The organism is Agromyces sp. NPDC029043 (genome assembly GCF_055564615.1).
This window is the reverse complement of sequence record NZ_JBVHVX010000023.1, coordinates 45,891-72,746: the sequence shown is the minus strand read 5'-3', so window position 1 is coordinate 72,746 and position 26,856 is coordinate 45,891. Positions and strand designations below refer to the sequence as shown.

23 protein-coding genes and 1 pseudogene are annotated in these 26,856 nt (G+C 67.2%); 12 read left to right on the top strand and 12 right to left on the bottom strand.

The genetic code is table 11. From position 1 onward, the window contains the following. Positions 1-1,017 (top strand): annotated as a pseudogene (locus tag ACZ4TW_RS21140) (hypothetical protein); the annotation flags it as partial. A 9-nt stretch (positions 1,018-1,026) separates the two neighbouring features. On the opposite strand, the gene ACZ4TW_RS21135 reads toward ACZ4TW_RS21140, so the two are convergent. Both ACZ4TW_RS21135 and ACZ4TW_RS21130 read right to left on the bottom strand, forming a co-directional pair. Continuing rightward, positions 1,027-2,127 (bottom strand): glycosyltransferase, encoded by a 1,101-nt coding sequence (locus ACZ4TW_RS21135; protein WP_465546084.1) that lies wholly within the window; start codon positions 2,125-2,127, stop codon positions 1,027-1,029. Beyond that, a complete protein-coding gene (locus tag ACZ4TW_RS21130) occupies positions 2,120-2,668 on the bottom strand; it encodes a TetR family transcriptional regulator (RefSeq protein WP_465546082.1) in 549 nt (182 codons plus the stop codon). The genes ACZ4TW_RS21135 and ACZ4TW_RS21130 overlap by 8 nt, the downstream gene beginning before the upstream one ends. Before the next feature lie 132 nt (positions 2,669-2,800). Between ACZ4TW_RS21130 and ACZ4TW_RS21125 the strand changes: the two genes are divergently transcribed. Next, the gene (locus tag ACZ4TW_RS21125; protein WP_465546080.1) at positions 2,801-3,010 is read left to right on the top strand and encodes a TOBE domain-containing protein; all 210 of its coding nucleotides are present in this window, start codon (positions 2,801-2,803) and stop codon (positions 3,008-3,010) included. A 21-nt stretch (positions 3,011-3,031) separates the two neighbouring features. Here ACZ4TW_RS21125 and ACZ4TW_RS21120 read toward each other — a convergent pair whose 3' ends face one another. Next, the gene (locus ACZ4TW_RS21120; protein ID WP_465546079.1) at positions 3,032-3,892 is read right to left on the bottom strand and encodes an alpha/beta fold hydrolase; all 861 of its coding nucleotides are present in this window, start codon (positions 3,890-3,892) and stop codon (positions 3,032-3,034) included. A gap of 32 nt (positions 3,893-3,924) precedes the next feature. Continuing rightward, positions 3,925-4,251, bottom strand: a complete 327-nt coding sequence (locus ACZ4TW_RS21115) for an ArsR/SmtB family transcription factor (protein WP_465546077.1) — start codon at positions 4,249-4,251, stop codon at positions 3,925-3,927. Positions 4,252-4,378: 127 nt separating this feature from the next. On the opposite strand from ACZ4TW_RS21115, the gene ACZ4TW_RS21110 reads away from it, so the two are divergent. Genes ACZ4TW_RS21110 through ACZ4TW_RS21090 form a run of 5 tightly spaced genes read left to right on the top strand, consistent with a single transcriptional unit; the run spans position 4,379 to position 9,291 of the window. Continuing rightward, positions 4,379-5,986 (top strand): ABC transporter substrate-binding protein, encoded by a 1,608-nt coding sequence (locus ACZ4TW_RS21110; protein WP_465546075.1) that lies wholly within the window; start codon positions 4,379-4,381, stop codon positions 5,984-5,986. Then, entirely contained in the window at positions 5,983-7,029 is a 1,047-nt protein-coding gene (locus tag ACZ4TW_RS21105; protein WP_465546073.1) for an ABC transporter permease, read from the top strand. Before ACZ4TW_RS21110 ends, ACZ4TW_RS21105 begins: the two co-directional genes overlap by 4 nt. Beyond that, positions 7,026-7,850: an ABC transporter permease gene (locus ACZ4TW_RS21100; protein ID WP_465546071.1), complete on the top strand. Its 825-nt coding sequence runs from the start codon at positions 7,026-7,028 to the stop codon at positions 7,848-7,850. The genes ACZ4TW_RS21105 and ACZ4TW_RS21100 overlap by 4 nt, the downstream gene beginning before the upstream one ends. Further along, positions 7,850-8,617: an ATP-binding cassette domain-containing protein gene (locus ACZ4TW_RS21095; RefSeq protein WP_465546069.1), complete on the top strand. Its 768-nt coding sequence runs from the start codon at positions 7,850-7,852 to the stop codon at positions 8,615-8,617. Before ACZ4TW_RS21100 ends, ACZ4TW_RS21095 begins: the two co-directional genes overlap by 1 nt. Positions 8,618-8,631: 14 nt before the next feature. After that, complete coding sequence (locus ACZ4TW_RS21090) at positions 8,632-9,291, top strand: ABC transporter ATP-binding protein (protein ID WP_465546067.1); 660 nt, start codon at positions 8,632-8,634, stop codon at positions 9,289-9,291. Here the strand turns inward: ACZ4TW_RS21090 and ACZ4TW_RS21085 are convergent. Then, positions 9,258-10,217 (bottom strand): R2-like ligand-binding oxidase, encoded by a 960-nt coding sequence (locus ACZ4TW_RS21085; protein WP_465546066.1) that lies wholly within the window; start codon positions 10,215-10,217, stop codon positions 9,258-9,260. The genes ACZ4TW_RS21090 and ACZ4TW_RS21085 overlap by 34 nt on opposite strands. Before the next feature lie 59 nt (positions 10,218-10,276). Then, positions 10,277-12,406: an MMPL family transporter gene (locus ACZ4TW_RS21080; protein ID WP_465546065.1), complete on the bottom strand. Its 2,130-nt coding sequence runs from the start codon at positions 12,404-12,406 to the stop codon at positions 10,277-10,279. Between the two features lie 120 nt (positions 12,407-12,526). On the opposite strand from ACZ4TW_RS21080, the gene ACZ4TW_RS21075 reads away from it, so the two are divergent. Beyond that, positions 12,527-13,654, top strand: a complete 1,128-nt coding sequence (locus tag ACZ4TW_RS21075; protein ID WP_465546063.1) for an NDMA-dependent alcohol dehydrogenase — start codon at positions 12,527-12,529, stop codon at positions 13,652-13,654. Here ACZ4TW_RS21075 and ACZ4TW_RS21070 read toward each other — a convergent pair whose 3' ends face one another. The 3 genes from ACZ4TW_RS21070 to ACZ4TW_RS21060 are packed head-to-tail and all read right to left on the bottom strand — an operon-like array spanning position 13,655 to position 16,987. After that, positions 13,655-14,209 carry a potassium channel family protein gene (locus tag ACZ4TW_RS21070; RefSeq protein WP_465546061.1) on the bottom strand — a complete coding sequence of 185 codons (555 nt, stop codon included), beginning with the start codon at positions 14,207-14,209 and terminating at the stop codon, positions 13,655-13,657. Position 14,210: 1 nt separating this feature from the next. Next, positions 14,211-16,199 carry a M13 family metallopeptidase gene (locus ACZ4TW_RS21065; protein WP_465546059.1) on the bottom strand — a complete coding sequence of 663 codons (1,989 nt, stop codon included), beginning with the start codon at positions 16,197-16,199 and terminating at the stop codon, positions 14,211-14,213. A gap of 38 nt (positions 16,200-16,237) precedes the next feature. Then, positions 16,238-16,987, bottom strand: a complete 750-nt coding sequence (locus ACZ4TW_RS21060) for a pirin family protein (RefSeq protein WP_465546057.1) — start codon at positions 16,985-16,987, stop codon at positions 16,238-16,240. 126 nt (positions 16,988-17,113) lie between these two features. Here ACZ4TW_RS21060 and ACZ4TW_RS21055 point away from each other — a divergent pair, with 126 nt between their 5' ends. Then, positions 17,114-18,748, top strand: a complete 1,635-nt coding sequence (locus ACZ4TW_RS21055; RefSeq protein ID WP_465546055.1) for an NTF2-like N-terminal transpeptidase domain-containing protein — start codon at positions 17,114-17,116, stop codon at positions 18,746-18,748. 12 nt (positions 18,749-18,760) lie between these two features. On the opposite strand, the gene ACZ4TW_RS21050 is transcribed toward ACZ4TW_RS21055, so the two are convergent. Both ACZ4TW_RS21050 and ACZ4TW_RS21045 read right to left on the bottom strand, forming a co-directional pair. After that, on the bottom strand, positions 18,761-19,198 hold the full coding sequence (locus ACZ4TW_RS21050) for a DUF3054 domain-containing protein (protein WP_465546053.1): 438 nt from the start codon (positions 19,196-19,198) through the stop codon (positions 18,761-18,763). Between the two features lie 6 nt (positions 19,199-19,204). Further along, the gene (locus ACZ4TW_RS21045; protein ID WP_465546051.1) at positions 19,205-20,326 is read right to left on the bottom strand and encodes a lysylphosphatidylglycerol synthase transmembrane domain-containing protein; all 1,122 of its coding nucleotides are present in this window, start codon (positions 20,324-20,326) and stop codon (positions 19,205-19,207) included. Between the two features lie 34 nt (positions 20,327-20,360). Between ACZ4TW_RS21045 and ACZ4TW_RS21040 the strand changes: the two genes are divergently transcribed. The 3 genes from ACZ4TW_RS21040 to ACZ4TW_RS21030 are packed head-to-tail and all read left to right on the top strand — an operon-like array spanning position 20,361 to position 23,592. Continuing rightward, positions 20,361-21,659, top strand: a complete 1,299-nt coding sequence (locus ACZ4TW_RS21040; RefSeq protein WP_465546049.1) for an AI-2E family transporter — start codon at positions 20,361-20,363, stop codon at positions 21,657-21,659. Continuing rightward, positions 21,656-22,939, top strand: a complete 1,284-nt coding sequence (macS, locus tag ACZ4TW_RS21035; RefSeq protein WP_465546047.1) for a MacS family sensor histidine kinase — start codon at positions 21,656-21,658, stop codon at positions 22,937-22,939. The genes ACZ4TW_RS21040 and macS overlap by 4 nt, the downstream gene beginning before the upstream one ends. Next, on the top strand, positions 22,936-23,592 hold the full coding sequence (locus tag ACZ4TW_RS21030; protein WP_465546045.1) for a response regulator: 657 nt from the start codon (positions 22,936-22,938) through the stop codon (positions 23,590-23,592). Before macS ends, ACZ4TW_RS21030 begins: the two co-directional genes overlap by 4 nt. 17 nt (positions 23,593-23,609) lie before the next feature. On the opposite strand, the gene ACZ4TW_RS21025 is transcribed toward ACZ4TW_RS21030, so the two are convergent. Beyond that, on the bottom strand, positions 23,610-26,849 hold the full coding sequence (locus ACZ4TW_RS21025; protein ID WP_465546043.1) for an MMPL family transporter: 3,240 nt from the start codon (positions 26,847-26,849) through the stop codon (positions 23,610-23,612). Positions 26,850-26,856 lie beyond the last annotated feature (7 nt).

Genomic DNA, 26,856 nt, shown 5'->3' with positions numbered 1-26,856 from the left:
GACGGCCGCCTCCTCGGCCGCTCGCATCGGGGGTTACCGATCCAGGTGATCGCCACCGCGACCCTGTCGGATCTACAACAGGCGTCGGGTCTGGCCACCACCGCCACCGGACATCTCATCCCCGTCCGGGACTTGTTGGCCGAGATCGATCGTGGGGGTGCCGACACCTGGTTGTCGGTGTTCGCCGATGCGAAGCCGATGCCCCTGTTCTTCGGGCGTGGACGCCGTCTGGCGGCCCGACCACAACGGATGGCAGCGTTTTCCCGCCCTGATGGTCACGTGTGTTCGGTTGCCGGATGCGGGCAGCCCGCCGTGCATCTGGAGTTGCATCACGCCGACCAGGACTGGGCTGAGGGTGGTAACACCGACATCACCGAACTGTTCGGGACGTGTCCGATCCATAACCGACGGCATCACCCCACCAAACCCGGACATCTACGTTCGAGGGTCATCCCGGATGGCCCGGATCAAGGACGGTGCGGGTGGACGTTGAACAGTAAGCCTGGCGCACCCCCCAACCCCGAACGCGTGAATCGGTTGCCCGACATCCCAGGACACCTGCGCTGGCATCTGGAACAGGTGCGGGCCGAGATCCACGGCCCACCACCAGAAGATGCCGCCGGACAGTCGTCACCGGAGGCTCCACCCTGCTCGGACACACCCACCACGGACGATATCGGCGACAGCAGCGGTGACGTCAATCCATCACACCGCGATGCCACCAGCGACGGACCCTCCACCGAGACCGCCGACGCTGACACACGCCCCGACACCGACCCCGCCGACGTCCCCGACACCGAGCCCGCCGATGTCCCCGACACCGGACCCGCCGATGTCCCCGACACTGGACCCGCCGATGTACCCGACACCGAGCCTGCCGATGTCCGCGGTGCCGCCGATTCGCGCGGTGCCGCCGCGATCCCCGGCATCACCGAACTCCGCATCAACTACCGCGAGATCATCACTGCCAGCAGCGAACTCGAACAGCGCCTGGCAACGCTGCTCGCCGCACGGTGATGTGAGGCACTATGCCTTCTGAATCAGATCATCGATTCGGGACGCGGCCTGTGATGCTCCATCGGTCGCGCGGATGCGAGCACCGAGTTCCCGAACCCGGCCCTCAAGGCCGTCGTCAGACAGTAGCTTCTGTGTGGCCTCGGCGATTGTCGACGACGACGCTGAGCGTCGGAGTACGTCGCCCACGCCGGCATCGCGGAGCGATACGCCGATCATCCGCTGATCCAGGAACGACGACGCGGGCAGGACCAACACCGGAATACCATGCGAGAGTGCGCGAAACGTCGTCGAATGTCCGCCGTGACCGATGAGCAGCGAACTGCGGGCCAAGAGCGCCGAATGGTCGGCATAGCCGGTGACAGTCACAGTGTCGGGGGCGTCGAAAGTCTCGGGATCGAAGACGCCGGCCGTGGTCACAGTCGCGTGCACGGGGAGATGCGCCAAGGCCTGGATGATCCGCTTGAGGGTGCCGCGCTGACCCGGAAAACCGTTGGTGGACAAGCTGACCAGCACGTGCGGAGGGTTCTGCGGTACGGCATCGACGGCGGGCGGGAGGACGGGGCCCGTCCACTCGAGATTGGCGTGCTGCGGCCGATCGCGGGCCGGGTCGAGATCTCGCAGGGTGGTGACGAGGTTGAGATCGGCAGAGTCCCAGAGGCGTGCTGGACGGTAGCCGTAGAGGTTCGCCGGGACGCTCGCGCCGAAATAGCGAACCTTGCGGGTGCGATCCACATACTCGCGGATCGTATGCGTCAGCACGACGCGGGGAATTCCCAGTTTCGCCACGGCGTCCTGTGCAGGGAACAACAGGCAGTCGACGATGGCGACATCGGGTCGTCGTCGTTCGCATTCGGTCCGGACGTCGTCGGCCATGGCGCTGTCGTTGAGCATCGGCACCCAGGCGATGGGGATCTGTGTCTTCGTCGAATCCCATTGTCGGACAGTGGTGTACGGGACGAAGTCGAGGCCGGCGGCGGTGATCTCCTCGCGGAGTTGTTCGTGCCCGATGACGCGCACCCGGTGACCGAGCGCGGCGGTGGCCGTCGCTACCCCGAGCATCGGCTGGACGTTGCCGCCCATATCGGCGGTAACGTAGAGCAGGTCAGCCATGATGGTCCTCGATCGTCTCGATGACGGCGCGGCACAGCAGCCGCATGTGATCTTCGGTGTCGGCGGCCGAGAGCGCCCGGTCGCGCCGCAGCAGTTTCCAGGTGTAGAGGTCGGTGGCCACCACGAGGAGTCGGTGGGCGCGCTCGTCGGAGGGTCGGAAACTCTCGCGTACCCACCGGTCATGAAACTCGCGACCCACCGCCCCGATCTGGGCGGCGGTGGCGTCGATCGACTCCTGGGTGAGCACCATCATCACGGTGTCGCCGAAACGCTCGTAGTGCTCGACGACGGTCCGCACCGCGTCGTCGACGTCACCGGGGATCACGCGCCGGTCGTCACCGACCTCGGCCAGGAAGTACTCGAGCGTGGCGTCGAGCAGCTTCTCGCGACTGCCGAAGTGCCGCAGCACGGTTTGCACCGAGACGTCGGCGCGCTCGGCGACAGCCGCCAAAGTGATTGCGGAGAGCGGGATCTCGCCTGCGAGGTGGCGGACCGCGTCGAGGATCGAGCGGCGGGTGGCGGCCGCTCGCTGTGCCCGCACCGTCTGTCGATACGGTCGGCGCTCGTCCGACAATTTCATGTCAACAGACATTAACCTCAAAGTGCTCGTGGGGGAAGGGGTGTCTGGGAGACTGGTCGGTGACCTGGTAGTCCGCGTGGTGGAAGGAACCCCATGAAGCTCTCGATCCGCAACCAACTGTCCGGTGAGGTCGTCGACGTGACGCTCGGTGCCGTGTCGGCCATCGTGAAGGTCAAGCTCGACGGTGGTGATCAGATCATCACGTCGTCGATCACCAAGGAGGCGGCCGAGGAACTCGGTCTTCAGCCGGGCACGAAGGTCACTGCCCTGATCAAGTCCAGTGAGGTCAGTATCGGGGTGTGAGTCCGCGCGGCTTCGGCTCGCTCAGCCCCGCGCGAGGAACGCCGCCACGGTCGCCTCGAACGCTTCCTTCGCCTCGATCATCACCCAGTGCCCACACTTGGGGAAGATGTGCAGCTCGGCGTCGGGGATGAGACGCATCGGGACCATCGACATGTCCGGCGGGCTCACGCGGTCGTCGCGGCCCCAGGTGAGCAGGGTCGGGCAGGACACCTTGTGCATCATCGACCAGTACGGCGGGGTGTCGGAGGATGCCAGGAACTGCTGCTGCATCTCGAAGGCGGCCGAGCCGTACATCATCGACGCGGTCTTCTGGGCGTCCGGATGGATCGCCGCCTCCCAGCGTTCCTCGATGAGCTGGTCGGTGACGATCGAGCGGTCATAGACCATGGCGTTGAGCCAGCGGACGAGCTTGTCCTTGTCCGGGGCGTCGGTGAACTCCTGCAGCAGGCGCAGCCCTTCGCTGGGACTCGAACTGAACACGTTGGGTCCGACACCACCGATGGTGACGAGCTTGGACACGCGGTCGGGCTTCTTGATCGCGAGGTTGACGCCGACGACGCCGCCCATCGAGTTGCCGATCATGGGTGCGGAGTCGATGTCGAGGGCATCCATGAACCGGATCACCGACGACCCGGCGGTCAGCACGGGATGTCCTTCGACCGGGTCGCTCACGCCGAAGCCCGGGAACTCGACGATGTAGCAGTGATGGGTCCGCGCGAAGACGCCGAGGTTGCCACGGTAATTGCGCCAACCGGTGACGCCGGGACCGGACCCGTGCAGCAGGATCAGCGGCGGCGCGTCGTCGGCGCCGGCCTCGTGATATCGGATCGTGCCCTGATTGGTGGTCAGTTCGCGTTTGGTCGCGTCGTAGGAGACATCCACGCGACCAGAGTAGAACGTGTTCTAGTTTGTTGTCACGGGTGGGAGTGAATGTGTCCGCCGCCGGCGTGCGCATCCACGTGGGATACGCCGATGATGTCATGCAGGATGCGGTGCACGATGGCGTCGTGGACCACCCGGTACTGCACCGTCCGGCCGGACTTCTCCGACGAGACCCAGCCCTGATCCCGTAGCGCGCGCAACGACTGCGACGCCGCGTTCTCGGTGATGCGGGCGCGGGCGGCGAGTTCGGAGACGGGCAGATCTGGCTCGGCATGCATCTCGATGAGCAGCTGCAATCGGGTCGCGTCGCTGAGCAACGCAAACCGCGTCGCCCATTCCGAAGCGTCCAAATCCGACATCCTGTCCTCCTGGTCAGTGGTGCGCCAAACAATCCTCCGTTAGCGTCCGAGATGCGCGCAACCCATGTGTCGCCGAACATATGTCTGTACGCACACCTGTTCCGCCAGACAGATATGGAGAGCGTCGATGGCTCTGATCTCGCCCGCTGGAGCTCGACGACACGGGGCCGTCGTGGTGATGGCGACGGTTGCCGTCCTGATCGCGGCAGGGTGCTCGTCCGGATCATCGAGCGGTGCCGACCAGGTGGTCCTCGCCGACGGGCAGGAACTCGGATCGTTCTCCCCGATGCTCGGCTACGGCCAACTCGGCGTCTCGCCGATCTACGAGGGACTGCTGCGTCCGAGTGCCGACGACGACGCGCGCGTCCCCGACCTCGAACCCTCGTTGGCGTCGGCGGCACCGGAGTCACTCGGTGACCGACAGTGGCTATTGCCGTTGCGGGAGGGTGTGCGGTTCTCCGACGGCACGACGCTCGACGCCGCGGACGTCATCGCCACCTACGACGCGGTGCGCAACCCGACGGTGGCCTCGGAGATCGCCACCGATTACGCGCCGATCGCCTCGATCGCCGCCGACGGCCCGACCGCGGTGACGGTCACGATGACCACCGACACCGACCCCTCGCCGTATCTGCTCCTCGGCATCGTGCCGTCGGAGAAGGTGGAACAGAGACCCGCCGCCGACTGGGCGTTGAACACGGCACCGGTGGGCACCGGACCCTACCGGCTCGAGTCGCTGAGCCCGGATCAGGCGGTCATGGTGGGCCGTGACGATTACTGGGGTGGTGCACCGCAGCTGCCGCGCGTCGTCTACACCTACGCACCCGACGACAACACCCGCGCCCAACGCGTGATCGCCGGCGAGGTCGCCGGCGCGAACCTGCCGCCGAAGTTGGCCAACACCCTCGCGAATCGGGATGGGATCACCGTGTCGAGCGTGAAGTCCGCGGACTGGCGCGGGGTCTCGTTGCCGTCGGACAATGCCTTCACCGCGGATGTCGCGGCACGGCGCGCGATGAACCTCGGCGTGGATCGCGCCGGGATCGTGCGCGACGTGCTCGGCGGACACGGCGAGCCGGCCAGCACCCCGATTGCCTCGGTCTACGGCGATGCGTATGAACCTGCGGCGCAGTTCTCCGTCGACACCGGCGAGGCGACGACGATTCTGGACACGGCGGGGTGGCGACCCGGTGCCGACGGCATCCGCGAAAAAGGCGACGCCCGAGCAGAATTCACACTCCTGTACAACGCACAGGACACTCTGCGACGCGATCTCGCGGTGGCATTCGCCGCGGCGATGAAACCGCTGGGGATCGCGGTGACCCCGCGCGGATCGAGTTGGGATGAGACCGACACCAAACTCACGACCGACGCGGTGTTGCTCGGTGGCGGTGCCACCCCGTACAGCATCGACTCGCAGGTCTACGACACGTTGCACACCCGGGTGGTCGATTCCTCCCCGTACTCCAATCCCGGCAACTTCACCGCGCCCGGTCTCGATCAACTGCTCGACGCGGCGCGGATCAGCGCACCGGGGCCGGCGAACACCGAGCGCTACCGGGAGATCCAGCGGGTCTATCAGAGCGCGCCGTCGTCGGTGTTCCTGACCTTTCTGCATCACACCTACGCATCACGCGACAGCGACTGGACGCACGACGCACCCATCCTCGAGCCGCACTCCCACGGGGTCGCGTGGGGTCCCTGGTGGAACCTCGAATCCTGGGTTCGCTCATGACGATTGCCCCCGAGCGGACCTCGCCGTCCTCCGCGGCGGCCGCCCCGCAGCCGCCCCGGCGTGCGTCGCGGTGGCGCGCTGCCGGACGCCTGCTGCTGCGCCGCGCCGGAATCGCCATCCCGACGATCGTGCTGGTGTCGGTGGCGATATTCGCCGCTGCGGCGATGTCTCCCTTCGAACCGTTGGCCGCGTATCTGGGGGACCGCTACCAGAGCGCGACGCCCGACCAGCGGGAGGCGGTGCGCGCTGCCTATGACCTCGACCAATCCTGGATCTCGGCGTGGTGGCACTGGTGGACGGGACTGCTGCACGGCGACCTCGGATGGTCGTCGACGCAGTCGAAACCGGTGGCCGAGGTTCTCGCACAACGACTTCCGTTCACCCTGGTGATGGCGGCCGGAGCCTTGCTCGCCGCCGCGGTCATCTCGATCATCCTCGGCGCGATCATCGGCATGCGCCGCGGCGGATGGCTCGACCGGGTGTGTGCGGGCCTGTCGACAGTGCTCGCCGCAACGCCGCCGTTCGTGGTGTCGCTGGTGCTGGTGAGCGTGTTCGCGGTCGGCGCCGGATGGTTTCCCACCTCGGGGGCACGCCGGGCCGGGGACGACTACACCCTCGGTGGGCTCATGCAGCACGGTGTGCTGCCGTTCCTCGCGCTCACCGTCTCGATGATCCCGTGGCTACTGCTCTCGATGCGGGCGGCGGTCATCGAGGCCGTCGGATCGGATGCGGTGACCGCGGCCCGGGCGCGCGGTATCGGCGGGTGGGCGCTGCTGCGCGGACATGTCGCGCCGGTGTCGGTGTTGCCGATGTTGGCACTGCTCGGCACGCGGCTACCCGAACTCATTGCCGGGGCCGCGATCGTGGAGACCGTGTTCGGCTGGCCGGGTCTCGCTGAGGCTTTGGTGGAATCGGCTGTCGCACTCGACTTCTCGCTGCTGGCCGCCTTGGCCGTCGGATCGGCGGCGCTGGTGCTGCTCGGTTCGGCCCTCTCGGACGCGGCGGCCGTCGTGATCGACCCGAGGATCGGACTGGCGGCATGATCCAGATTCGGGAACGCGGCGCCCGTGAGTACACACCATGGTTGGTGCTGGGCGCGGTGGCGCTCGTCGCGCTGGTCTGGCCGCTGTTCGCCGGCGATCAGGTGGCCGACTTCGCCGGCGCATTGCGGGCACCGGGCGACGGCACCCTGCTCGGCACCGATCACTCCGGCTACGACCTCGGTGTGCGCACCGCGGAGGGGCTGCGGATCTCGCTGATCATCGCCGCGCTGTGCGCGGTGATCTCGACGGTGATCGGCCTGGCGATCGGCATCGGATCGGTGACGATCGGCGGCTGGTTCGACGCGGTCGTGATGCGCGTCGTCGACGGTGTGAACGCATTGCCGCACCTCGTCGTCGGAGTGGTGATCGCGGCGATGTCGCGTGGTGAGCCGATAGCGATCATCGCGTCGATCGCGTTGACCCACTGGCCGGCGGTGGCCCGCGTGGTGCGGGCCGAACTGCTCGACAACTCCTCGGCGGGGTGGATCGAGAATGCCCGGCTCACCGGCGCGTCGCGGTGGTTCATCGCCTCCCGACACCTGTTGCCCGCGGTGACCGGACAGGCGCTGGTGGCGATGACGATCCTGCTCCCGCACGCGGTGTGGCATGAGACGACGCTGTCGTTCCTCGGCGTCGGGCTCTCCCCGGATCAGGCGAGCCTGGGCACGCTGCTCGGTCAGGCCCGTGGTGACGTGTTGACCGGCGCCTGGTGGACCCTCGCGGTACCCGGGTTGGCTTTGGTGATCACCGCGCTCGCGTGCGCGGCCGCAGGCACGGCGCTCAAACGAGCGGTCTCCGTACCGGTGGGGCAGGTGTGGTGATGGCAGGTATCAGCGGAGCATCGCTGGAGACGCTCACCGTCGACATCGTCGCGCGACGCCGCGGGCGGCAACGATCGGTCCGTGTCCTCGACGACGTGAGTCTGCACGTCCCGGCGGGGCAGGTCACCGCGCTCATCGGTGAGAGCGGATGCGGGAAATCGATGGTGGCCGCCGCGCTGAGTGGTTTGTTGCCGCCGGGCGCCCAGGTGTCCGGGAAGGTGCGCATCGGCGATCGGTCGCTGACCGTCCGCGATCCGGAGTGGGCGGCGGTGCGGGGTCGGGTCGTCGGTCTGGTGCCGCAATCGGCGTCGACATCGTTCACGCCGGTACGCACCATCGGGGATCAACTCGCCGAAGTTGTTGCGGTGCTGCGTGGTTCACGGGGCGTCGACGACCTGTGCGCCGCTGCCGGGTATCCGCGGTGGGCACTGGACCGGTATCCACACGAGATCTCCGGCGGCATGGCGCAGCGCGCGGCGATCGCGGCGGCACTGGCGGGTGATCCGTCGATCCTGGTGGCCGACGAACCGACGTCGGCCCTCGATCCCGAACTGGCCGCGGGGATCTGGGACCTGCTCGGTGCCGCGGCGGCAGCGGGGACGGCGGTGCTGGTGATCACCCACGATCTCGACGCGCTCCTCGCTGCCGACTCCTGTCACAGCATCGCGGTGATGCGTGCGGGTGCCGTCGTCGCCCAGGCAGATCCCGTGGACATCGCGGCGAGCCGGGAACCGTATCTCGCCGACTTCTTCGAGCAGGTGATCTGATGAGCGCGAATCCGGTGGCCGCCGGCATCCACGGGACGAAACTGACCAAGACCTTCGACGGACGAATCCTGTTCGAGAACATCGATATTCGTATCATCCCCGGCGAGATCACCGGCGTCGTCGGCGCGTCCGGCACCGGCAAGACGATGCTGCTGCGGATACTGACCGGACTCACCCCGCCCACCGCGGGCACCGTCACCTACGACGGCGCCGCCGCGTCGCGCGTCGGGGGCCTCGGCATCCTGGCGCAGCATCCCCGGCAGGTGTGCAATCCGCGGTGGACGGTGCGGCGGATCATCGCGGAACCGGCGGCAATAGTCCGGCGTGACATCGATCTCGCGGGGATTCTCGAGCGGGTCGGACTCGACGCCACGCTCCTCGACCGGTTCCCCGCACAGGTCAGCGACGGACAGCTTCAACGCGCTTGCCTGGCCCGAATCCTGGTTGCCGCACCGGATTACGTGCTCTGTGACGAGCCGACGGCGATGCTCGATCCGGTGTCGGCGCGCCGGGTCATCGGGGTGCTCGCCGACCTGGTGGACGCCGGCACGGGTGCGTTGCTGGTGACCCACAATCACCGTCTGGCGCAGGCGCGCAGCACGCGGGTCGTCGACCTCGGTGCAGTCCGGGGACGGACCGCTCAGTCGGCGCCCATCGCCTCGCGGTCCTCCTGACCGAAGCGTTCTTCGAGGACCTCGGGGGAGTAGTCCAGATCGATCTCCGCCACCGGGCGCCCGCGGGCGGATTCGATCGCCCCGAGGCGACGTTGACCGCGGTCGGCGGCGTAACGGAGGAACTCGTCGCTGTCGATGCCGAAGGGATGCTCGTCGAAGCGTTGATTGACCCACGTGATCATGCCGAGTGCCAACGGCATCAACTCGCCCATCCGCTCGACGACCGCATCCCACAGCGAGTCGTCGAGCGCGACGAGGCGTCGGCAGGTGAAGGTGCCCCAGGCCATGTGGCGGCGTTCGTCATCGCCGATGAGGCGGATCAGGGTCTGCATCCCCGGCAGGATGTCGAAGCGAGTGCAAATGCGCTGCCACGCAAAGTATCCCGTCAGGGCAAGACTGCCCTCGATGACATGGTTGTAGGTGACGCTGGCCCGTAGCTGATTACGCGGCGACGGATCGGATTCGAGGATTCCGAGTGCCTGCGGGAGTTCCTCGTAGAACAGTGCCCGGTAACAGGGGTTATCGGCGACGAACGGATGCAGGTCGTCGTGCAAACCGACCGCATCCATCCACAGGCGGAAGACCTGGGTGTGCTTGGCCTCCTCGAAACAGAACTGCGATAGATACATCTCGTCGCCGAACCGGCCGTCGGCGGCCATCGCGCTCATGAACGGCTGGATGTCCTGGGTGACGGCTTCCTCCCCGGCGACGAACTGCGCGACGAGATAGGTGGCACTGCGGCGCTGCTCGTCGGTGAGATCCTGCCAGTCCCGGGCGTCGCGGGAGAAGTCGATCGCCGTCGGATCCCAGAATCGGGCGTTGCCTTTCGTGAAGAGCCGCAACGGAAACGAGTCCCAGTTGAGGCCACCGCGGCGCAGCGATGCGAAACCCTCGCGATGCGGGGTATGGGGTTCGACGAGCGTCATCGAGAGTCACCACCTCAGGGTCGGCGCCGGGCTGCTTCAGCGCGTATGTGACCTCGACGCTAAACGGGGGTGTCGACGGCCGACCGGTCTTTGGCGGAACTCTCAGGTTCGTCCTTGCGGGACAGCGCGGACGGCCACCAGATGCGCCGTCCGATGTCGAGGGTGAGCGCCGGGACCAACAGGGTGCGCACGATCAACGCGTCGACGAGCACGCCGAAGGCGACCAGGAACGCGACCTGGACGAGGAACAGCAACGGGATCACCGCCAGCGCGGAGAACGTGGCGGAGAGCACCACACCGGCCGATGTGATGACGCCGCCGGTCGCGGTGAGGCCCCGGATCATGCCCAGTCGGGTCCCGTGTTTCAGCGCTTCCTCTCGGACGCGCGTCATCAGGAAGATGTTGTAGTCGATGCCCAGCGCGACCAGGAAGACGAACGCGAACAGCGGCACCACCGGATCGGAGCCGGGGAAACCGAACGGGCCGTTGAACAGCAGCGCGGAGACGCCCAGCGTCGTGGCGAAGCTCAAGACCGTGGTGGCCAACAGCAGAGCCGGTGCGAGGAGGCTGCGCAGTAACAACACCAGGATGACGAAGACGACGAGCAGCACCACCGGGATGATCAGGTTGCGGTCATGGATGGCCGTCGTCCGGGTGTCCAGATCGATGGCGGTGGCGCCGCCCACCTGGGCGTCGGCCCCGGCGATCGGATGGACCGCATCCCGGATGCGGACGACGGTGTCCTGTGCGGCCAGAGAATCGGCGCTGTCGGTGAGTGTCGCCTGGATGGCGATCTTCCCGTTCGACACGATCGGTGCGCCGTCGCGTTCGGTGACGGTGGCCGCCCCCACGCCGTCGACGGCCTTCGTCGCGTCGAGAACGGCCGTCGCCTGGGCCTGGTTCGTGATGATCCAGGTGGGTGTGCCGCTGCCGGCGTCGAAGTGGGCACCGAGGATCTCGGCGCCCTCGACGGAGTCGACGGAATTGACGAAGAAGTCGTTCTCGGCGATGCCGTCGGACTTGAAGGTCGGCGCGAACGACGCCCCGACGAGCAGCACGATCAGCGTCACGATCCAGATGACGCGCGGACGTGCCGCGACCTTGTCCGCGATGGATCGCCAGAACCGGTGTGTCGACCCGGATTTCAGATCGACGTCGGGCTGATAGTGGGGTCGCAACGGCCAGAACGCCGCCCGACCGAGCAGTGCGAGCGCGGCGGGCAGGAACGTCATGGAGGCGAGGAACGACGCCACGATGCCGATCGCGGCGACCGGGCCCAGGCTGCGGTTGGAGTTGAGGTCGCTGAGCAGCAGGCACAGCACACCGGCGATCACCGTGCCCGCCGACGCGCCGACCGGTTCGATGGTGGCCCGCCACGCGGCGCGCAGGGCGTCGTACTTGTCCTCGGTGGCCATCAGTTCCTCGCGGTAGCGCGAGACGAGCAGAAGCGCGTAATCGGTGGCCGCACCGAAGACCAGGATGAACAGGATGCCCTGACTCTGGCCGTTGAGATCGAGTACTCCCTGTTTGGTCAGGAAGTACACCGCGCCCGACGCGAGGCCGAGTGCGAACACCGCGGAGATGAGGACGACGAACGGCAGGATCGGGCTGCGGTAGACGATCACGAGGATCAGCAACACGCCCGAACCCGCGACGAGCAGCAGCAGGCCGTCGATGCCGGCGAAGGACTCGGCGAGATCGGTGATGCTGCCGGCCGGTCCGGTGACCTTCACGGTCAGTCCGTCGGGCGGATTCGCGAGTTTGTCGCGCAGGAGTTCCACCGCATCGCTCGGCTCGCCGGCGGCGACGATCGGGATGAACATCTCCGCGGCCTGGCCGTCCGCGGATGGCAGCGCCGGTGAGAAGGCGTCGGCGAATCCGGGTTGGCCCTTGAGCCCCGACGTCGCCTCGGTGAGGTAGGCCGTGTCGGCCGGGGTCAGGCCCGAGGTTCGTTCGGCGATGACGATCGCGGGAATGTAATCGGTGTCCTCGAAGGCACCGAGCTGACTCTCGACCTGCGTCGCCTCCGCCGACGCGGGCAGAAAGGCGCTGTTATCCGACGTCGCGACCGACGACAGCTTCCCGGCGAAGGGCCCGGTGACACCACCGATCACCAGCCAGGCCAGCAGCAGAACCGCCGGCAGAATCCAGCGCAGATGTCGTCGGGTGCCGTTCGAGGTCGGTGCCATGGGTCCATCGTGGCATGGGTTTGCGCAAAGCGGCCCAGGGCATCGGTCCGGCTGGGCACGATGTCGGTAGGGCGCGCACGCGGGTGCGTTTGACCGTCGATGAACTCATGAGGAGTGCGGATGAAGACCAAGGGCGCAATTCTGCGGGCACCGGGCGAGAAGTGGCAGATCGAGGAGTTCGAGCTCGGCGATCCGGTTGCCGGTGAGGTTCAGGTCAAGCTCGTCAGCTCGGGCCTGTGCCACTCGGATCATCATCTGCGCACGGGTGACAGCCCCGCGCCGATGCCGGTGCTCGGTGGGCACGAGGGTGCCGGCATCGTGCACAAGGTCGGCCCCGGCGTCACCCACCTCAAGGAGGGCGATCACGTCGTCACCGCCTTCATCCCGGCGTGCGGTGTGTGTGAACCGTGTTCCCGCGGGGACCAGAACTTCTGCGACGAGGGCGCGCGGCTGCTCACCGGCCTCGCCATCTCCGACGACACGCATCGCGCCACCACCGCCGACGGCACGGGCCTGACCCAGATGTGTCTGCTCGGTACCTTCGCCCCCTACATCACGGTGAATCAGGCGTCGCTGGTCAAGATCGAGGACGACATCCCGCTCAAGGAGGCGGCGCTGCTCGGCTGCGGTGTGGCCACCGGCTGGGGATCGGCGGTGGAGATCGGTGGCACGCACGCCGGTGACATCGTCGTCGTGGTGGGCATCGGCGGCGTCGGCATCAACTCCGTGCAGGGCGCCGCGGCGGCCGGCGCACGGCTCGTCGTCGCGATCGATCCGGTGCCGTTCAAGCGGCAGATGGCCGAAAAGCTGGGTGCGACACATACTTTCGAATCGATGGAGGATGCGCTGACGGTCCTCGGCGAGCTCAGCTGGGGACGCATGGCCAACACGACGATCCTCACCGTCGGTGAGATCGACGGCTCGATGATCGCGCCGGCCCTCGCGCTGACCGGCAAGGGCGGACAGGTCGTCGTCACCGGGATGGGCAACTTCGCCGCCATGGATGCCCAGCTGAATCTCTTCGAGCTGACCCTGCTGCAGAAGCGCGTGCAGGGAGCCATCTTCGGTGGCGCCAGCCCGCGCACCCAGGTGCCGACGCTGCTCAATGAGTACCGCGCGGGCAAGCTCAATCTCTCCGACCTCGTCACCAACACCTACCGCCTCGATCAGATCAACGAGGCCTACGACGACATGTTGGAGGGCAACAACATTCGCGGCATGATCGTCTACGGCGACGACGACTACTGATCACTCGGCATCGTCTCGCCGGGGCTCATCCTCCTGCCGGGGCGGCGCGACCGCACGGGTCCGCCGCTCCAGCAGGAGATTGAACAACCGGATGCCCAGACCCAGCAGGATCAGGGTGCTGGCCATCTGGATGGACACGACGACGCGCGCCGGTTGACTCTGCGCGGAGATGTCGCCGAAGCCGGTGGTGGTGAACACCGTCAGGCAAAAGTAGAGCGCATCGATCCGGGTGAGGCGTTGATTGAAGCTGCCGTCCGCGTACTCGGAGAACAGGTAATAGGTCGTCGCGAACGCCACGATGTAGAAGGTGGCGAGCGCGACGATCATCTCGATGGCCTGCGCGACAGGGTATTTCGCGGACAGGAACTGCTTGATCTCCCAGACGCAGAACCACGTGAGCAGTGCCGCACCGATGGCGAGTCCGAACAGGTTCGCGTCGCTCGCCTTGTTGATCGGCAGCACGAAGTAGCCGGCCAACAAGATGATCGCCGCCACGATGGGCCGCAGAAACGCCCGGACGATCTCGCGATGCGTGAACTGCTCGAACCCGGTCATCTCACCAGATCCGCACCCGCTGGGATTCGTCGAGGTAGAGGTCATCACCGGGGGCGACGTCGAACGCCTCGTAGAAGGCGTCGATGTTGCGGACGACCCCGTTGCAGCGGAACTCCGGCGGCGAATGCGGATCGATGGAGAGACGTCGAATCGCTTCGGCATCACGGGTTTTGGTGCGCCAGATCTGTGCCCAGCTGAAGAACACACGCTGATCGCCGGACAGTCCGTCGATGGTGGGGACCTCGGTGCCCGCGGTGGCCAACCGGTACGCGACCAGCGCGATGGAGAGCCCGCCGAGATCACCGATGTTCTCGCCGATGGTGAACTCGCCGTTGACCTTGTACTCCGAATCCAGACCTTCCGGGGTGAACTCGCTGTACTGCTCGATGAGCTTGCGGGTGCGTCCGGAGAACTCGGTGCGATCGGTGTCGGTCCACCAGTCGATCAGGTTGCCGTCGCCGTCGTACTTGGCGCCCTGATCGTCGAAGCCGTGGCCGATCTCGTGTCCGATGACCGCGCCGATCCCACCGTAATTCGCGGCGTCGTCGGCGTCGGGGTCGAAGAACGGCGGCTGGAGAATCGCTGCGGGAAAGACGATCTCGTTCATGCCGGGGTTGTAGTAGGCATTGACGGTCTGTGGCGTCATGAACCACTCGTCGCGATCGACGGGGGAGCCGATCTTGGCGAACTCGCGGTCCTGCTCGAACGACGACGCCCGTGCGACGTTCCCGATGAGATCGCCGCGATCGACGGTCAGCGCCGAGTAGTCACGCCACCGTGCGGGGTAGCCGATCTTCGGCGTGAACTTGTCCAGCTTGGCCAGTGCCTTCTCCCTGGTGGCCGGTGTCATCCACTCCAGGTCGGAGATGTTGCGACGGTAGGCCTCCACCAGATTGGCGATGAGCTCATCCATCCGCGCCTTCGCCTCGGGGCCGAAGTGCTTGTCCACGTACAGTTTTCCGACGGCGAAGCCCATCGCACCCTCGACGAAGCCGACGCCCCGCTTCCACCGGTCACGGTTGGTCTCGGCGCCGGTCAGGGTGCGGCCGTAGAAGTCGAAGTTCTCGTCGACGAACGGAGCGGAGAGATACGGTGCGGCCGAGCGCAGCAGTCGCCACGTGAGCCAGGTCTTCCAGTCCTCGAGCGGGCGGGTGGCGACGAGTTCGGCGACACCGGACACATACGACGGCTGCCCGACGACGACCTCGGCGAACGTGGCATCACCGCTGGTGCCGAGCCCGCCGAGCCAGGCACCGAGGTCGAATCCGTTTGCCGTGGAGGTGAATTCAGCGAGAGTCATCAGGTTGTAGCTCAACTCCGCATCGCGGCGGCGGACGACGTCCCAGTGTGCGGCGGCGATGGCCGTCTCGAGATCGAGGATCGTCGAGGCACGCTGCTCGGCGTCGTCGAATCCGGCGAGACCGAACATCTGCGCGACATGCGCGAGGTAGGCGTCGCGGGTCGCGGTGTGCTTGTCCTCGCGATAGTACGACTCGTCGGGCAGGCCGAGGCCCGACTGCATGACATGCACGAGATAGCGGTCGGACTGGCGGGCGTCGGTGTCGACGTAGAAGCCGAGGAGCCCGCCGACGCCGTGGCGCTGCAGCCGGCCGATGCGGGTCGCGAGCTCGGCGGTGGAGGAGATCGCGGCGATCTTCTCGAGTTCGCCGGAGATCGGTCCGATACCGAGGGCGTCGATGTGGGTCGTGTCCATGAAGGAGGCGTACAGATCGCCGATCTTCTGTGCGTCGCTGCCGCTGGCCGCCCCGGACTCGGCGGCCTCGGTGATGATGTCGCGGACGTTCTCCTCGGCACGGTCGCGCAGGACGTGGAACGCGCCGTCGACGGACCGATCCTCCGGGATCACATGGGAGGTGAGCCACTTGCCGTTGACATGTGCGAACAGGTCGTCCTGGACGCGGATCGAATCGTCGACCCACTCGAGGTCGAGGCCGGATACGGGCGTGCTGTTCGTCTGCGAAGTCGTCACCCCTCCATCCTGGCATCGCGAGCACGCCGCGTCATCGGTTAACCGTCGCCGAGGGCGGAATCCATCGACCAGATGAGCACCTCGGAGGCCTGGGCGGCGGTCACCGGTTCGCCACCGAGATCGGCACCGCGCAGCGAGTCGCCGGTGGCCAGCGTCTCTCCGGAGAGCTGGACGACACCGTCGACGACGAACATATGCAGGTGACGTCCGGCGGGCAGCCGGGCGCGGCCGCCGGCAGGCAGGCGGGCGGCATACAGCGTCGACGACCGATTCGCGATCCGGATGGCCGAGTCGACGGCGGGATCGCCCGATGCGACGGGGACGAGCGTGCCGGTGGCGAGATCGTCGTCGACGTCGTGCTGGGCATAGGACGGATCGCGGCCCCGGTCGTCGGGCAGGATCCACATCGCGACGAAGCGGGTCGGTTCACCCGGCGGATGCGGGGTGCCGGCGGCGTCGTGCCAGGTGTCGTTGCGCTCGGAATGCAGGATGCCGCGGCCCGCGCTCATCCGCTGGGCGAGTCCGGGATAGATGACCCCGGAGTTCCCCTCCGAGTCCTGGTGGATCAGTGAGCCGGAGGTGACCCACGTGACGATTTCGGTCTCCCGGTGTGGATGAGTGTCGAAGCCCTGACCTGGCAGGACGATTTCCTCGTTGTTCACCAAGAGAACCCCGTGGTGGGTGTTTGATGGGTCGTAGTGATCTCCGAAGGAGAAGCTGTGTCGGGACGTCACCCAGTCGGTCGTGGTCGTGGATCGATCACTGTCGCGGAACACCGAGAAGGTCATAACCCATTATGGGGACCGTCCGACATGGTGCATTCCGGGGTTCGAGATATGATCGTGACAGTTCTGCATCCTGAACGGAAGCTGGCATGCTCGCCAACGAGTGTTACACGAGTGAAAATTGTGACTATGAAGTCTTGGGTGAAGCGCGCGCCGGTGGTGGTGTGCGCGGTAGTGGTCAGCGGGCTCGTGGTGAGCTCGTGCGGTGCGTCGTCGGCTGACGACAGCGCTGCTGCGGCGGTGGCCTCGTATGCCGAGGCGCTCGAACGGCAGGACGCCGGCGGCGCCGCGGCCTTCACGACGGCCCCCGGCCAGGCCGGTGAGGTCCTCACCGAGACCCTGCAGGCCATGCACGCCCAGAACATCGACGTCACCGTGCAGAACCCCGTCGAGTACAGCGACGGCACCGCGTCGTTCTCCCTGAAGACCACCTACAAGTGGGCACACGACCGCACCTTCGACGCCGTCAGCCAGGGCACCGCCCGCCATCTGTCCACCGGGTGGAGGCTGACCTGGGAACCCACGCTCATCTACCCCGGCCTGCCGGCCGGCGGTCAGCTCCGTCAGATCCGTACCGACGCGACTCCCTCACCCAAGGTGCTCAGCCGTTCGGGCAAGACGTTCATGTTCCTGCAGCCGGTCAACGAGATCATCCTCGATCCCACCCAGACCAAGGACGTCAAGAAGTCGGCCAGCGCGCTGGCGCGGACGATCGCGCCCATCGCGCCGATGGTGACCTCGTCGGTCATCACCGAGAAGCTGGCCGCGCAGCCGGGTAAGCCGATTACCGCCGTGACGCTGCGCAACTCCGACATGGAGGTCCTCACCGCCGATCCGGACCGGGTCCCGGGCGTCACGGTGCGCAAGGCCGGGATGCTGGTCATGGCCGATCGTCGACTCTCGTCGCCGCTCGAGGACGGACTCACGAACTACTGGCAGGCCATCCGCGACGCGACGTCGGGGTGGCAGGTCCAGCTCGTCGGCCCGGGGCTCAAGCCGCGCAAACTCGCCGGCGATCAGGGGCCTCCCGGACCCGACGTGAAGACCACTGTCGATCAGAACATGCAGCTCACGCTGGGCGACGCCGCCGTCGAGGTGGGACAGCCCGCCGCGATCATGACGCTCGACGCCGCGACCGGCGCGATCCTCGGCATGGCGCAGAACTCGTATGCCGTCGACCGCGGCATCAACGTCGACGCCACCTATCCGGTCGGCTCGACGCTGGATCCGGTGCTCGACGCCGTCGACCGTGCAGCGAATGCGAATCAGGAGAACGGCGGCCAGTTGCTCGATCGCCTGGGTCTCGGGGTGCAGTTCACCGTTCCCGGTGCCAGCGCCCCCGCCCTCGGACAGCCGGGCGTCACCACCATCGACTACAGCCCCGAATCGATGAACGTGTCGATCATGAACATGGCCGCACTCGGTGTCGCGCTCGCCCGCGGACGCTCCGGCGAGAAGACGTCGGTGGCCCCGCACGTCATCGACGGGGTGCCCACCAAGGTCGTCGGCGGCAGCCTCGGTGAACTCGATCCCGCGGTCACCGGGCCGATCCTGGCCTCGATGGCCACCACCGCGTCGAAGGGCGACGCCAGCGACCTCACCAAGGCCCCGGGTCTACGCGCGCTCGTCGGCACCAACGGTCCGCAGGGGCCGGGCTGGTTCATCGGCCTCCAGGGCGGCAAGGTCATCGTCGTCTACACCGAGGGTGCGAAGTCGGGTACCGCGGCACTGCAGGTGGCGCAGAAGTACTTCAGGATCAAATAGCGCCGGAGATGTTCAGGCGAGACGCCGCGCGATGACTGCCGCGGCGGCCCGCCACCCGATCAGGAAGAGCGCCGTCGAGATCGAGGCCACGATCACGAAACTCACCGCGACACCCTGATGCAGCAGGTAGCGCAGGATCATGCCGACGATGATGGTGCACAGCCAGATCACCACGCCGGAGGCGACGCGCTCGGGGCGGAAATCGTGCCCGAACCAGTCGCTGGAACCGATATGTGAGTAGACGTAGACCAACGACCAGCCGACCGCGGCACCCACGACGAACGGCCACAGCGTCTGCAGGACGCCGAGGATGGCGAAACCGTTGTGATGATTGGCGCGTCCGATGAGGACGAAGATCGTCACCGCGACCAGATCGATCCCGGCGGTCAGGAGCAGCGGCAGAGCCGTCGGCGACGGGGTACGGATGTCGTCGGCCGTCTCGGTGCTCATGGCCACCTACGGTAGCGGGTCGGACCGGTTCGGAGAACCCGAGTCCTCCCCGTCGTCGGTCCGGTTGAGATCGTCGGCCATCTCCTCGTCCATCGTCTCGGTCGATCGGTAGGTGGAGCGGAACCGCGCGAAGATGACGATCCACCCCACCGCCGCGACCAGGACGAGGCTGATCAGGCGGTAGACGAGGACGGCGAGGATGGCGTCGGCGAACGGCATCCCGGCGCTGGCCAGGGCCGGTGCCAGGACGGCGTCGACGACGCCGAGTCCGCCCGGCAGCAGCGGGACCGCCGTCCCGACGGCCTTGCTCGCCGCATAGGCGACCATCAGGCCCGAGATGCTCGGGTCCCCGCCGACGGCCCAGCACGCGAACGCGAGGCACGCGACGTCGGCGACCCAGTTGAACAGGCTCCACCCGAAGGCGATCGACCCGTCCTTGCGGGACAGATGCACGGCGCGCAGCTGCTCAAGCGTCTCCCGCAACGTGTCGACGCCGTGATCCTCGGGCTTGTTACGGATCTGATTGATCCACGCGAGGATGCGGATGCCGATCGTCTGCAGCGATTCCGGATGACTCGCCAGATACTGCACGACGACGAGGACGGCGAGGAACCCGACGACCGAGAACACCACGGAGAACGGGCTCGTCTTGGCGCCGGCGAGCATTGCCCCGCCGAATCCGAGGACGGCCAGACCCATGCCGGCCAGCAATCCCGACATCACGACCTGCCACGACGCCACGACCGGCGTCGCACCCCAGCGTCGGGTCTCCCGATAGGTGAACGCCGGGGCCAGCACCTGACCGCCGGGCATTGTGACGCTCAGGGAGTTCGCGGCGAGGATCACCGCCAGGGACTGCAGTTGACGCACCTTCACGCCGGCCGATCGCAGCAGCGCGCGCTGGACCTGCGCGAAGCTGTCCATCGAGGCCATCGCGGCCAGGATGCTGGCCACGATCCACACCCAGTTCAGCTGATCGATGCGCTCCCACGCCTGCTCGAGACGGGGCCAGATGAAGAAGAGTTCGACGGCGAGGATGACGACGACGATCGTCACGAGAACCCACCGAACCCACCAGAAGCGTCGGCGCGGGACGGCCTGATCGACCGTCGAGGGGTCCGACGACATGGGAACAAGGGTAACGACAGCTAGGCTGAACTCTGTGACCCATGCCTCGCCGGGTGCGGAATCAACCTCGGACCTCGCCGAACTCGACCGCGCCAAGGTGCCCGCGCTGGTGCGGGCGACTGCCGAGTGGGGGTGGCGGCTGCTGGTGATCGCCGCCGCCGTGTGGGCGGTGATGGAGGTCTTCAGCCGATTCGAGGAAGTCCTGGTCCCGGTGGCGCTGGCCATCCTCGTCTCCGCGATGCTCGTCCCGTTCGTCGACCTGATGAACCGGCACCGCACACCTCGATCCCTCGCGGTGGTGATCGCCATCATCGGCTCGCTGGCGGTGGTGGCCGGCGTGATGACCTTCGTGGTGCGCGAATTCGTCCGTGGCCTACCCGCATTGACCGCCGCGATCACCGAAACCGTTGACCAGGTGCGCAACTGGCTCGTCGACGGTCCGCTGCGGCTCGACGAGGATCAGGTGCGCAACTTCGGCAGCGACGTCATCAACATGCTGCAGAACAACCAGGAGCGCCTCACCTCCGGTGCGCTCGCCACGGCCACCACCGCGACCGAAATCCTCACCGGTGCACTGCTGACCCTGTTCCTGGTCATCTTCTTCCTCTACGGCGGCGGCCAGATCTGGGAGTTCGTTACCCGCGTGATACCCCGCGGCACCCGTCCGCGCGTGCATGCGGCCGGCATCGCGGGCTTCGGCACGCTGATCGGCTATGTGCGCGCCACGGTCGTCGTCGCATTCGTCGACGCGTTGGGTATCGGTGTGGGGCTTGCCATTTTGCAGGTGCCGCTCGCGCTGCCCCTCGGATCACTGGTCTTTCTGGGTGCGTTCGTGCCGATCGTCGGTGCGTTGGCCACCGGCACCCTTGCCGTGCTCGTCGCGCTGGTCACCAAGGGCTGGATCGCCGCGGTCATCGCGCTCGCCATCGTGGTGGGCGTGATGCAGCTGGAAAGCCATGTCCTGCAGCCCTTCCTCCTCGGCCGGACGGTGCGTCTGCATCCGGTCGCGGTGGTGTTGGCGATCGCCGGCGGCATCGTGGCCGGCGGCATCGTGGGTGGTCTGCTCGCGGTGCCGCTCATCGCCTTCGCGAATACCGCTGTGCGGTATCTGCATACCCATGACCCCACGGTTCACGAGGATGCTCCGGCCGCGGATGCTCCGCTGCACCATGCCGAATCGGATTCGCCGACCTGGGACCGGCTACAGCCGGAGCGCATCGTCGAGGATCTGCCGGCCGGTGAGTCGCCGCCTGGTGAGTCGCCGCCTGGTGAGTCCCCGCCAGGTGAGTCCCCGCCGGACGAACCCCCACAGCGCGAGGAGGATTCGCCGTGAGGAACCCGGTCGGTGGTGAGACACCGAGTCGGGCGGCACAATTGGCGGCCGAGGCCGATACCGATCCGGTGGGTCCGCTGTGGCGCGGTGCGCAACTGTTCCGTGCCGTCTCCTACTGCTATGCACTGGGTTTCCAGATCGCCATCAACGGCGATCTCGCCCGCCCGACCGTGACCTGGGTCTTGTTCGCGCTGCTCACCGCGTGGACGCTGGCCTGTGGGATCGGCTACTTCGCCGGCTTCGCGCGTAACCGCTACTGGGTGATCGCCGAGGTGATCATCGCCGCGGCGATGATGCTGTCGACGTCGTACGTCGCGGAGGCGGACTGGATTCTGAACAATCAGTCGTGGCCGACGACCCTGTGGGCCACCAATGCGGTGATCTCCGCGGCGTTGCTCGCCGGTCCCTGGTGGGGGATCGTCGCCGGACTGTTCATCGGCGGGACGAGCATCTTCGTCAAGGGCGACATCAGTTTCGACTTCGGACGCAACGCCACGATCATCGTCATCGTCGCCACCGGGATGGCGGTAGGGCTCGCGGCGGTCATCGCGCGTCGTGCGCAGATCGCGCTGGCGCGGGCGGCCAGGCTGGCGGCGGCGACCGAGGAGCGGGAGCGGCTGTCGCGTGAGGTGCATGACGGGGTGTTGCAGACGCTGGCGTTGATCAGCAAGCGGGGACGCGAGATCGGCGGGGCCACAACGCAGTTGGCCGAACTGGCCGGAGAACAGGAACGGGCGTTGCGGGCGTTGATCGCCGATACCGGCGGGGAGATCGGCGGGGCGGCGGGCGACTCGGTAGGCGGGCAGTCCGTCGACCTCGCGGCGGCACTGCGCACGCTGGTCGCCGACGACGTGTCGGTGAGCGCACCGGGAGGTGCGGTGATCGTTGACGCGGCGGAGGCCGATGAGATCCGCGCCGCGGTCCGCAACGCCGTCGAGAACACCCGGCAGCACGCCGGTACGGGTGCGAAAAGCTTTGTGTTGCTGGAAGATCTGGGTAGCGAGGTCATCGTGACCGTCCGCGACGACGGGGTGGGAATCCCGGAGGGACGACTGGAACAGGCACGGTCGCAGGGGCGGATGGGGGTGTCCAAGTCGATCATCGGGCGGATCGAGGCGCTCGGCGGCCGGACGGAGATCTACACCGGTCCCGGTGAGGGGACCGAATGGGAACTGACGATACCGACCGGGACCGTCGCGGTGGCGAACAGCGCGGCGGCGGCTAAGGGCGTGTCGGCGGCTAAGGATGTGTCGGCGGCGGAACAGAAGGAGGCGGGATGAGTGGGGAACCGTTGCGCATCATGGTCGTCGACGATCATCCGATGTGGCGAGACGGGGTGGCGCGCGACCTGCAGGACGAGGGATTCGAGATCGTGGCCACCGCAGACGGCGTGGGCAGCGCAACGCGTCGGGCCGGCGCGGTGCAGCCCGACGTGGTGTTGATGGACATGCAGTTACCCGACGGCAACGGTGCGCAGGCCACCGCGCAGGTGCTCGCCGTGTCGCCGGTGTCGCGGGTGCTGGTGCTCTCCGCATCGGATGAGCGTGACGATGTGCTCGAGGCTGTGAAGGCCGGCGCCAGTGGCTATCTCGTGAAGAGCGCGTCGCGCGCCGAGCTCGTCGACGCGGTTCGCGCGACAGGAGCCGGGCAGGCCGTGTTCACGCCGGGACTCGCCGGCCTCATCCTCGGCGAGTACCGCCGGATGTCACGGGAACCCGACGCGGCCCCGGACCTGCCGGTCCTCACCGACCGCGAGACCGAGGTACTCCGCCACGTGGCAAAAGGATTGAGCGCCAAGCAAATTGCCCGGCGACTCGCCATCAGTCACCGCACGGTGGAGAATCATGTCCAGGCGACGCTGCGCAAACTCCAACTCGGCAATCGCGTGGAACTCACCCGATACGCCATCGAGCACGGGCTCGACGAGGAGTGAGGGCGACGACCGCCTGATCAGTCGGACTTGCTGCGGCGCAACAGATCCTGCACGCTGATCTGCCTGCTGGTGCCGTCGGAGTTCTCGGTCCGCGACCGCTTGCCGTCCTCGGGTCGGGAGCGTTTGCCGGAGGCCGGCTCGTCGGGTGTTGCGGGTGCCGTGGGCTCGGCGTTCTCCGGCGCGAGGGAGGCCGCCAGCGGCCGCTTACCCGTCTGATCGAGTGCGGGGCGGCGAGCCAGCACCGAATCCCGCGGATCGGCCGGCTGCCCGGGGCGGGACTGTCCGGGCCGAGGTTGTGCCGATTGCGGTTGGGGTGCCTGCGGGCGGGGTGCGGGGGTCTGCGGTGTTGGGGTCTGCGGTGTCTGGGCCTGGGGCGCCTGGGGTGCGGGTGACGCCACGGGAGCCTGCCGAGCACCGCCGGGTGTCGGCGCGGCCGGTCGCGACTGTCGCGGCTGCTGCGGCGGCTGCGGAGCAGGTGCCGGTGTTCGAGGTGTTTGCGGCGCACGCGCAGGTGCGGGTCGCGCTGCGGGAGTCGCGGTGGTCCGGGCCTGCGGCTGCGCCGGGAACGAGCCGGAGGTGATGCCGCCGGAGCCGAGACTCCAACTGCCGGTATCCGGACGTGACTCGCTCGGGTCGCGGCGCAGGCGGGACCGGCGAGGCAGCGCGGGGGGGACACGGGAAGGCTGCGGCGCGGGAACGCCCGGTGTCGGCGGGGTGACCGGAGTCGTCGCGGAACGGGTGGTGCCGGGCGCCGGGGTACGCGTGGGACCCGACGGGGGCGCCGACGGTCCGCGGCGTGCTCCGCCGACAGGGGTGACCGGTGCCGGTGCGGCCGGGATGGGTGCCGACGGTGTGGAGGGTCGTCGTACCGAACCCGCGGTGGGACCGGCCGCCGCGCCGGCGACCGCGGCCCGCGCCGAGCGCATGACCGAGGTCGGGGCTTCGGAGACCAGGCTGCCCGCACTGCGGACACGGGCGGCGCGCGCAGCGTCGCGCATCTGGTCGGGCTCGTCGTCGAGGATCGTCTCGCCCAACCCGATCTTGCGCTGCAGGGTCTGCATCCAGCGGGGTGCCCACCAGCAGTCGTCGCCGAGGAGTTTCATCACCGACGGCACGAGCAGCATACGGATGATGGTGGCGTCGAGGATGAGCGCCGCGATCATGCCGTACGCGATGTACTTCATCATCACGATCTCGGACAGACCGAACGCGCCCGTCACGACCACGAGGATCGCGGCGGCGGCAGTGATGATGCGGCCGGTGTAGGCGGTGCCCAGGCGGATGGCCTCGGTGGTACTCGCGCCCTTCTGCCTGGCCTCGACCATGCGGGAGAGCAAGAAGATCTCATAGTCGGTGGACAGACCGAAGATGATCGCGATGATCAACACCAGCACCGCCGCGAACAGGGGTCCCGGGGTGAAATTGGCGATCCCCGCACCGTGGCCATCGACAAAGATCCAGGTCAGGATGCCCAGGGTGGCGCCGAGTCCCAGGGCCGTCATCAACGCCGCCTTGATCGGCAACACGACGGATCCGAAGGCGAGGAACATCAGGAGGCCGGTGATCAGCACCAGCATGATCGCCATCAGCGGTAGACGCTCCATCAACGCATCGATGGAGTCCTGCGTGAGGGTCGGCGTGCCGGTGACCCACATCCGTAGACCCTGTGTGTCGATCGCACGAAGTTCCTTGATGGCCTCGGCGGCGGTGGTGCGGTCCTTGAGCCCGGCCGACATCTGGAGGATGGCCGGTCCGTCGTCTCCGTAGGTGCCGGAGAGAGCGCCGGCGTCGGAGGACGTGGAGAACTGCTTGGTGAAGCCGGGGATCTTGTTGGCCTCGGTGGCGATCGCGTCCAGCTTCGCGCCGTCGTCGCTGCTGTTCGCGTCGTAGGCGATGACCAGCTTGATCTCTTCGGTGCGTTCGGTCGGGAAATAGGTGTCGAAATTCTCCTGCGCGATGCGGTTCGCGTTGTCCGGCGGGAGATAGGCCTCGCTGATGCCGCCGAACTTGATGCTGCCGAACGGGATGGTCAGGACCAGCAGGATGAGCACGGTCGGCACCGCCGTCGCCACCGGATGCTTCATCACCCAGCCGGCCAGGCGCCCCCAGAAACCGTTCTCGATCTCCTCGCGGGTCTTGGTGCGGCGCAGGAACTTGAAGCCGAGCGCGTCCACGCGCGGACCGAGGATGCCGAGGGCGGCGGGTAGCACGGTGATCGACAGCAGCGCCGCGAGGCTCACCGAGGCGATGGCGCCGTAGGACACCGACTTGAGGAAGCCCTGCGGCATGATCAGCAGACAGGCCAGCGCGGCGACGATGATCGTGGCGGAGAACACGACCGTCTGACCGGCGGTCATCACCGTTCTTCGGACCGCGGCTTTCGTCGAATAGCCTTCTGCCAGTTCCTCACGGAATCTGCTGACGATGAACAGGCCGTAGTCGATGGCGATACCCAGACCGATCAGGGTGACCACGGACTGGGCGAACACGTTGAGCTCGGTGACCTGCGCCAGGACCTTCATCAGACCCAGCGAGCCCGCGATGGTCAGGCCGCCGATCAGGACCGGCAGGAATGCCGCGACGGCACCACCGAAGACGAAGAACAGCATCAACGCGACCACGGGCAGGGCGATCACCTCGGCACGGCGGATGTCCTTGTCCATGCCGTCGGCCATGCTGCCGGCGACCGGTTGCAGGCCGGCGAGTTCGAAGGTCGTGCCGGGAAGATCGAATCTGCCGGAGATGTCCTCGAAGAACGGTTCGATCGTCTTGTAGTTCTGGAGGATCGCCGTGTCGTCGTTACCGGTGACGCCGATGCTGATGAAGGCGTGCGTCTTGTCCTGATTGAAGGTGCGGGCGCGGATCGTGTCCTGCGCGGCCTTGCTGGCAGCGTTTTGATTGGCCAGATAGAACGGATCGACCACGCCCGGGTCGTCACGATTGACGATGTCGGGGTGCGCCTTGATCAGCGCGTCGACGAAGTTCTCGACCTTCGCGCCGAACTCCACGTCGTCGACCTTGGTGCCCTCGGGCGGCGTGATCAGCAGGATGATGTCGGATTTGTGATCGCGGCCGAGTGACTTGTCGGCAATCTTCGCGCCCGCATCCGACGACGACGTCGGGTCGAACCAGCCGCTCTGCGACAGGTGCTTGTTCAGATCCAACCCGTAGAGGCCCAGGCAGCCCATCAGGGCGATGAGCACGGCGATGACGGCAAAGCGCATCCGATAGACGAATGTGCCGATGGCTCCGAACACGCCGATG

Excerpts from the sequence above, each read along its gene's own strand:
- ACZ4TW_RS21135 (WP_465546084.1), bottom strand. The coding sequence starts at position 2,127 with ATGGCTGACCTGCTCTACGTTACCGCCGATATGGGCGGCAACGTCCAG.
- ACZ4TW_RS21125 (WP_465546080.1), top strand. The coding sequence starts at position 2,801 with ATGAAGCTCTCGATCCGCAACCAACTGTCCGGTGAGGTCGTCGACGTG.
- ACZ4TW_RS21115 (WP_465546077.1), bottom strand. The coding sequence starts at position 4,251 with ATGTCGGATTTGGACGCTTCGGAATGGGCGACGCGGTTTGCGTTGCTC.
- ACZ4TW_RS21110 (WP_465546075.1), top strand. The coding sequence starts at position 4,379 with ATGGCTCTGATCTCGCCCGCTGGAGCTCGACGACACGGGGCCGTCGTG.
- ACZ4TW_RS21105 (WP_465546073.1), top strand. The coding sequence starts at position 5,983 with ATGACGATTGCCCCCGAGCGGACCTCGCCGTCCTCCGCGGCGGCCGCC.
- ACZ4TW_RS21100 (WP_465546071.1), top strand. The coding sequence starts at position 7,026 with ATGATCCAGATTCGGGAACGCGGCGCCCGTGAGTACACACCATGGTTG.
- ACZ4TW_RS21095 (WP_465546069.1), top strand. The coding sequence starts at position 7,850 with ATGGCAGGTATCAGCGGAGCATCGCTGGAGACGCTCACCGTCGACATC.
- ACZ4TW_RS21085 (WP_465546066.1), bottom strand. The coding sequence starts at position 10,217 with ATGACGCTCGTCGAACCCCATACCCCGCATCGCGAGGGTTTCGCATCG.
- ACZ4TW_RS21080 (WP_465546065.1), bottom strand. The coding sequence starts at position 12,406 with ATGGCACCGACCTCGAACGGCACCCGACGACATCTGCGCTGGATTCTG.
- ACZ4TW_RS21075 (WP_465546063.1), top strand. The coding sequence starts at position 12,527 with ATGAAGACCAAGGGCGCAATTCTGCGGGCACCGGGCGAGAAGTGGCAG.
- ACZ4TW_RS21070 (WP_465546061.1), bottom strand. The coding sequence starts at position 14,209 with ATGACCGGGTTCGAGCAGTTCACGCATCGCGAGATCGTCCGGGCGTTT.
- ACZ4TW_RS21060 (WP_465546057.1), bottom strand. The coding sequence starts at position 16,987 with ATGACCTTCTCGGTGTTCCGCGACAGTGATCGATCCACGACCACGACC.
- ACZ4TW_RS21055 (WP_465546055.1), top strand. The coding sequence starts at position 17,114 with ATGAAGTCTTGGGTGAAGCGCGCGCCGGTGGTGGTGTGCGCGGTAGTG.
- ACZ4TW_RS21050 (WP_465546053.1), bottom strand. The coding sequence starts at position 19,198 with ATGAGCACCGAGACGGCCGACGACATCCGTACCCCGTCGCCGACGGCT.
- ACZ4TW_RS21045 (WP_465546051.1), bottom strand. The coding sequence starts at position 20,326 with ATGTCGTCGGACCCCTCGACGGTCGATCAGGCCGTCCCGCGCCGACGC.
- ACZ4TW_RS21030 (WP_465546045.1), top strand. The coding sequence starts at position 22,936 with ATGAGTGGGGAACCGTTGCGCATCATGGTCGTCGACGATCATCCGATG.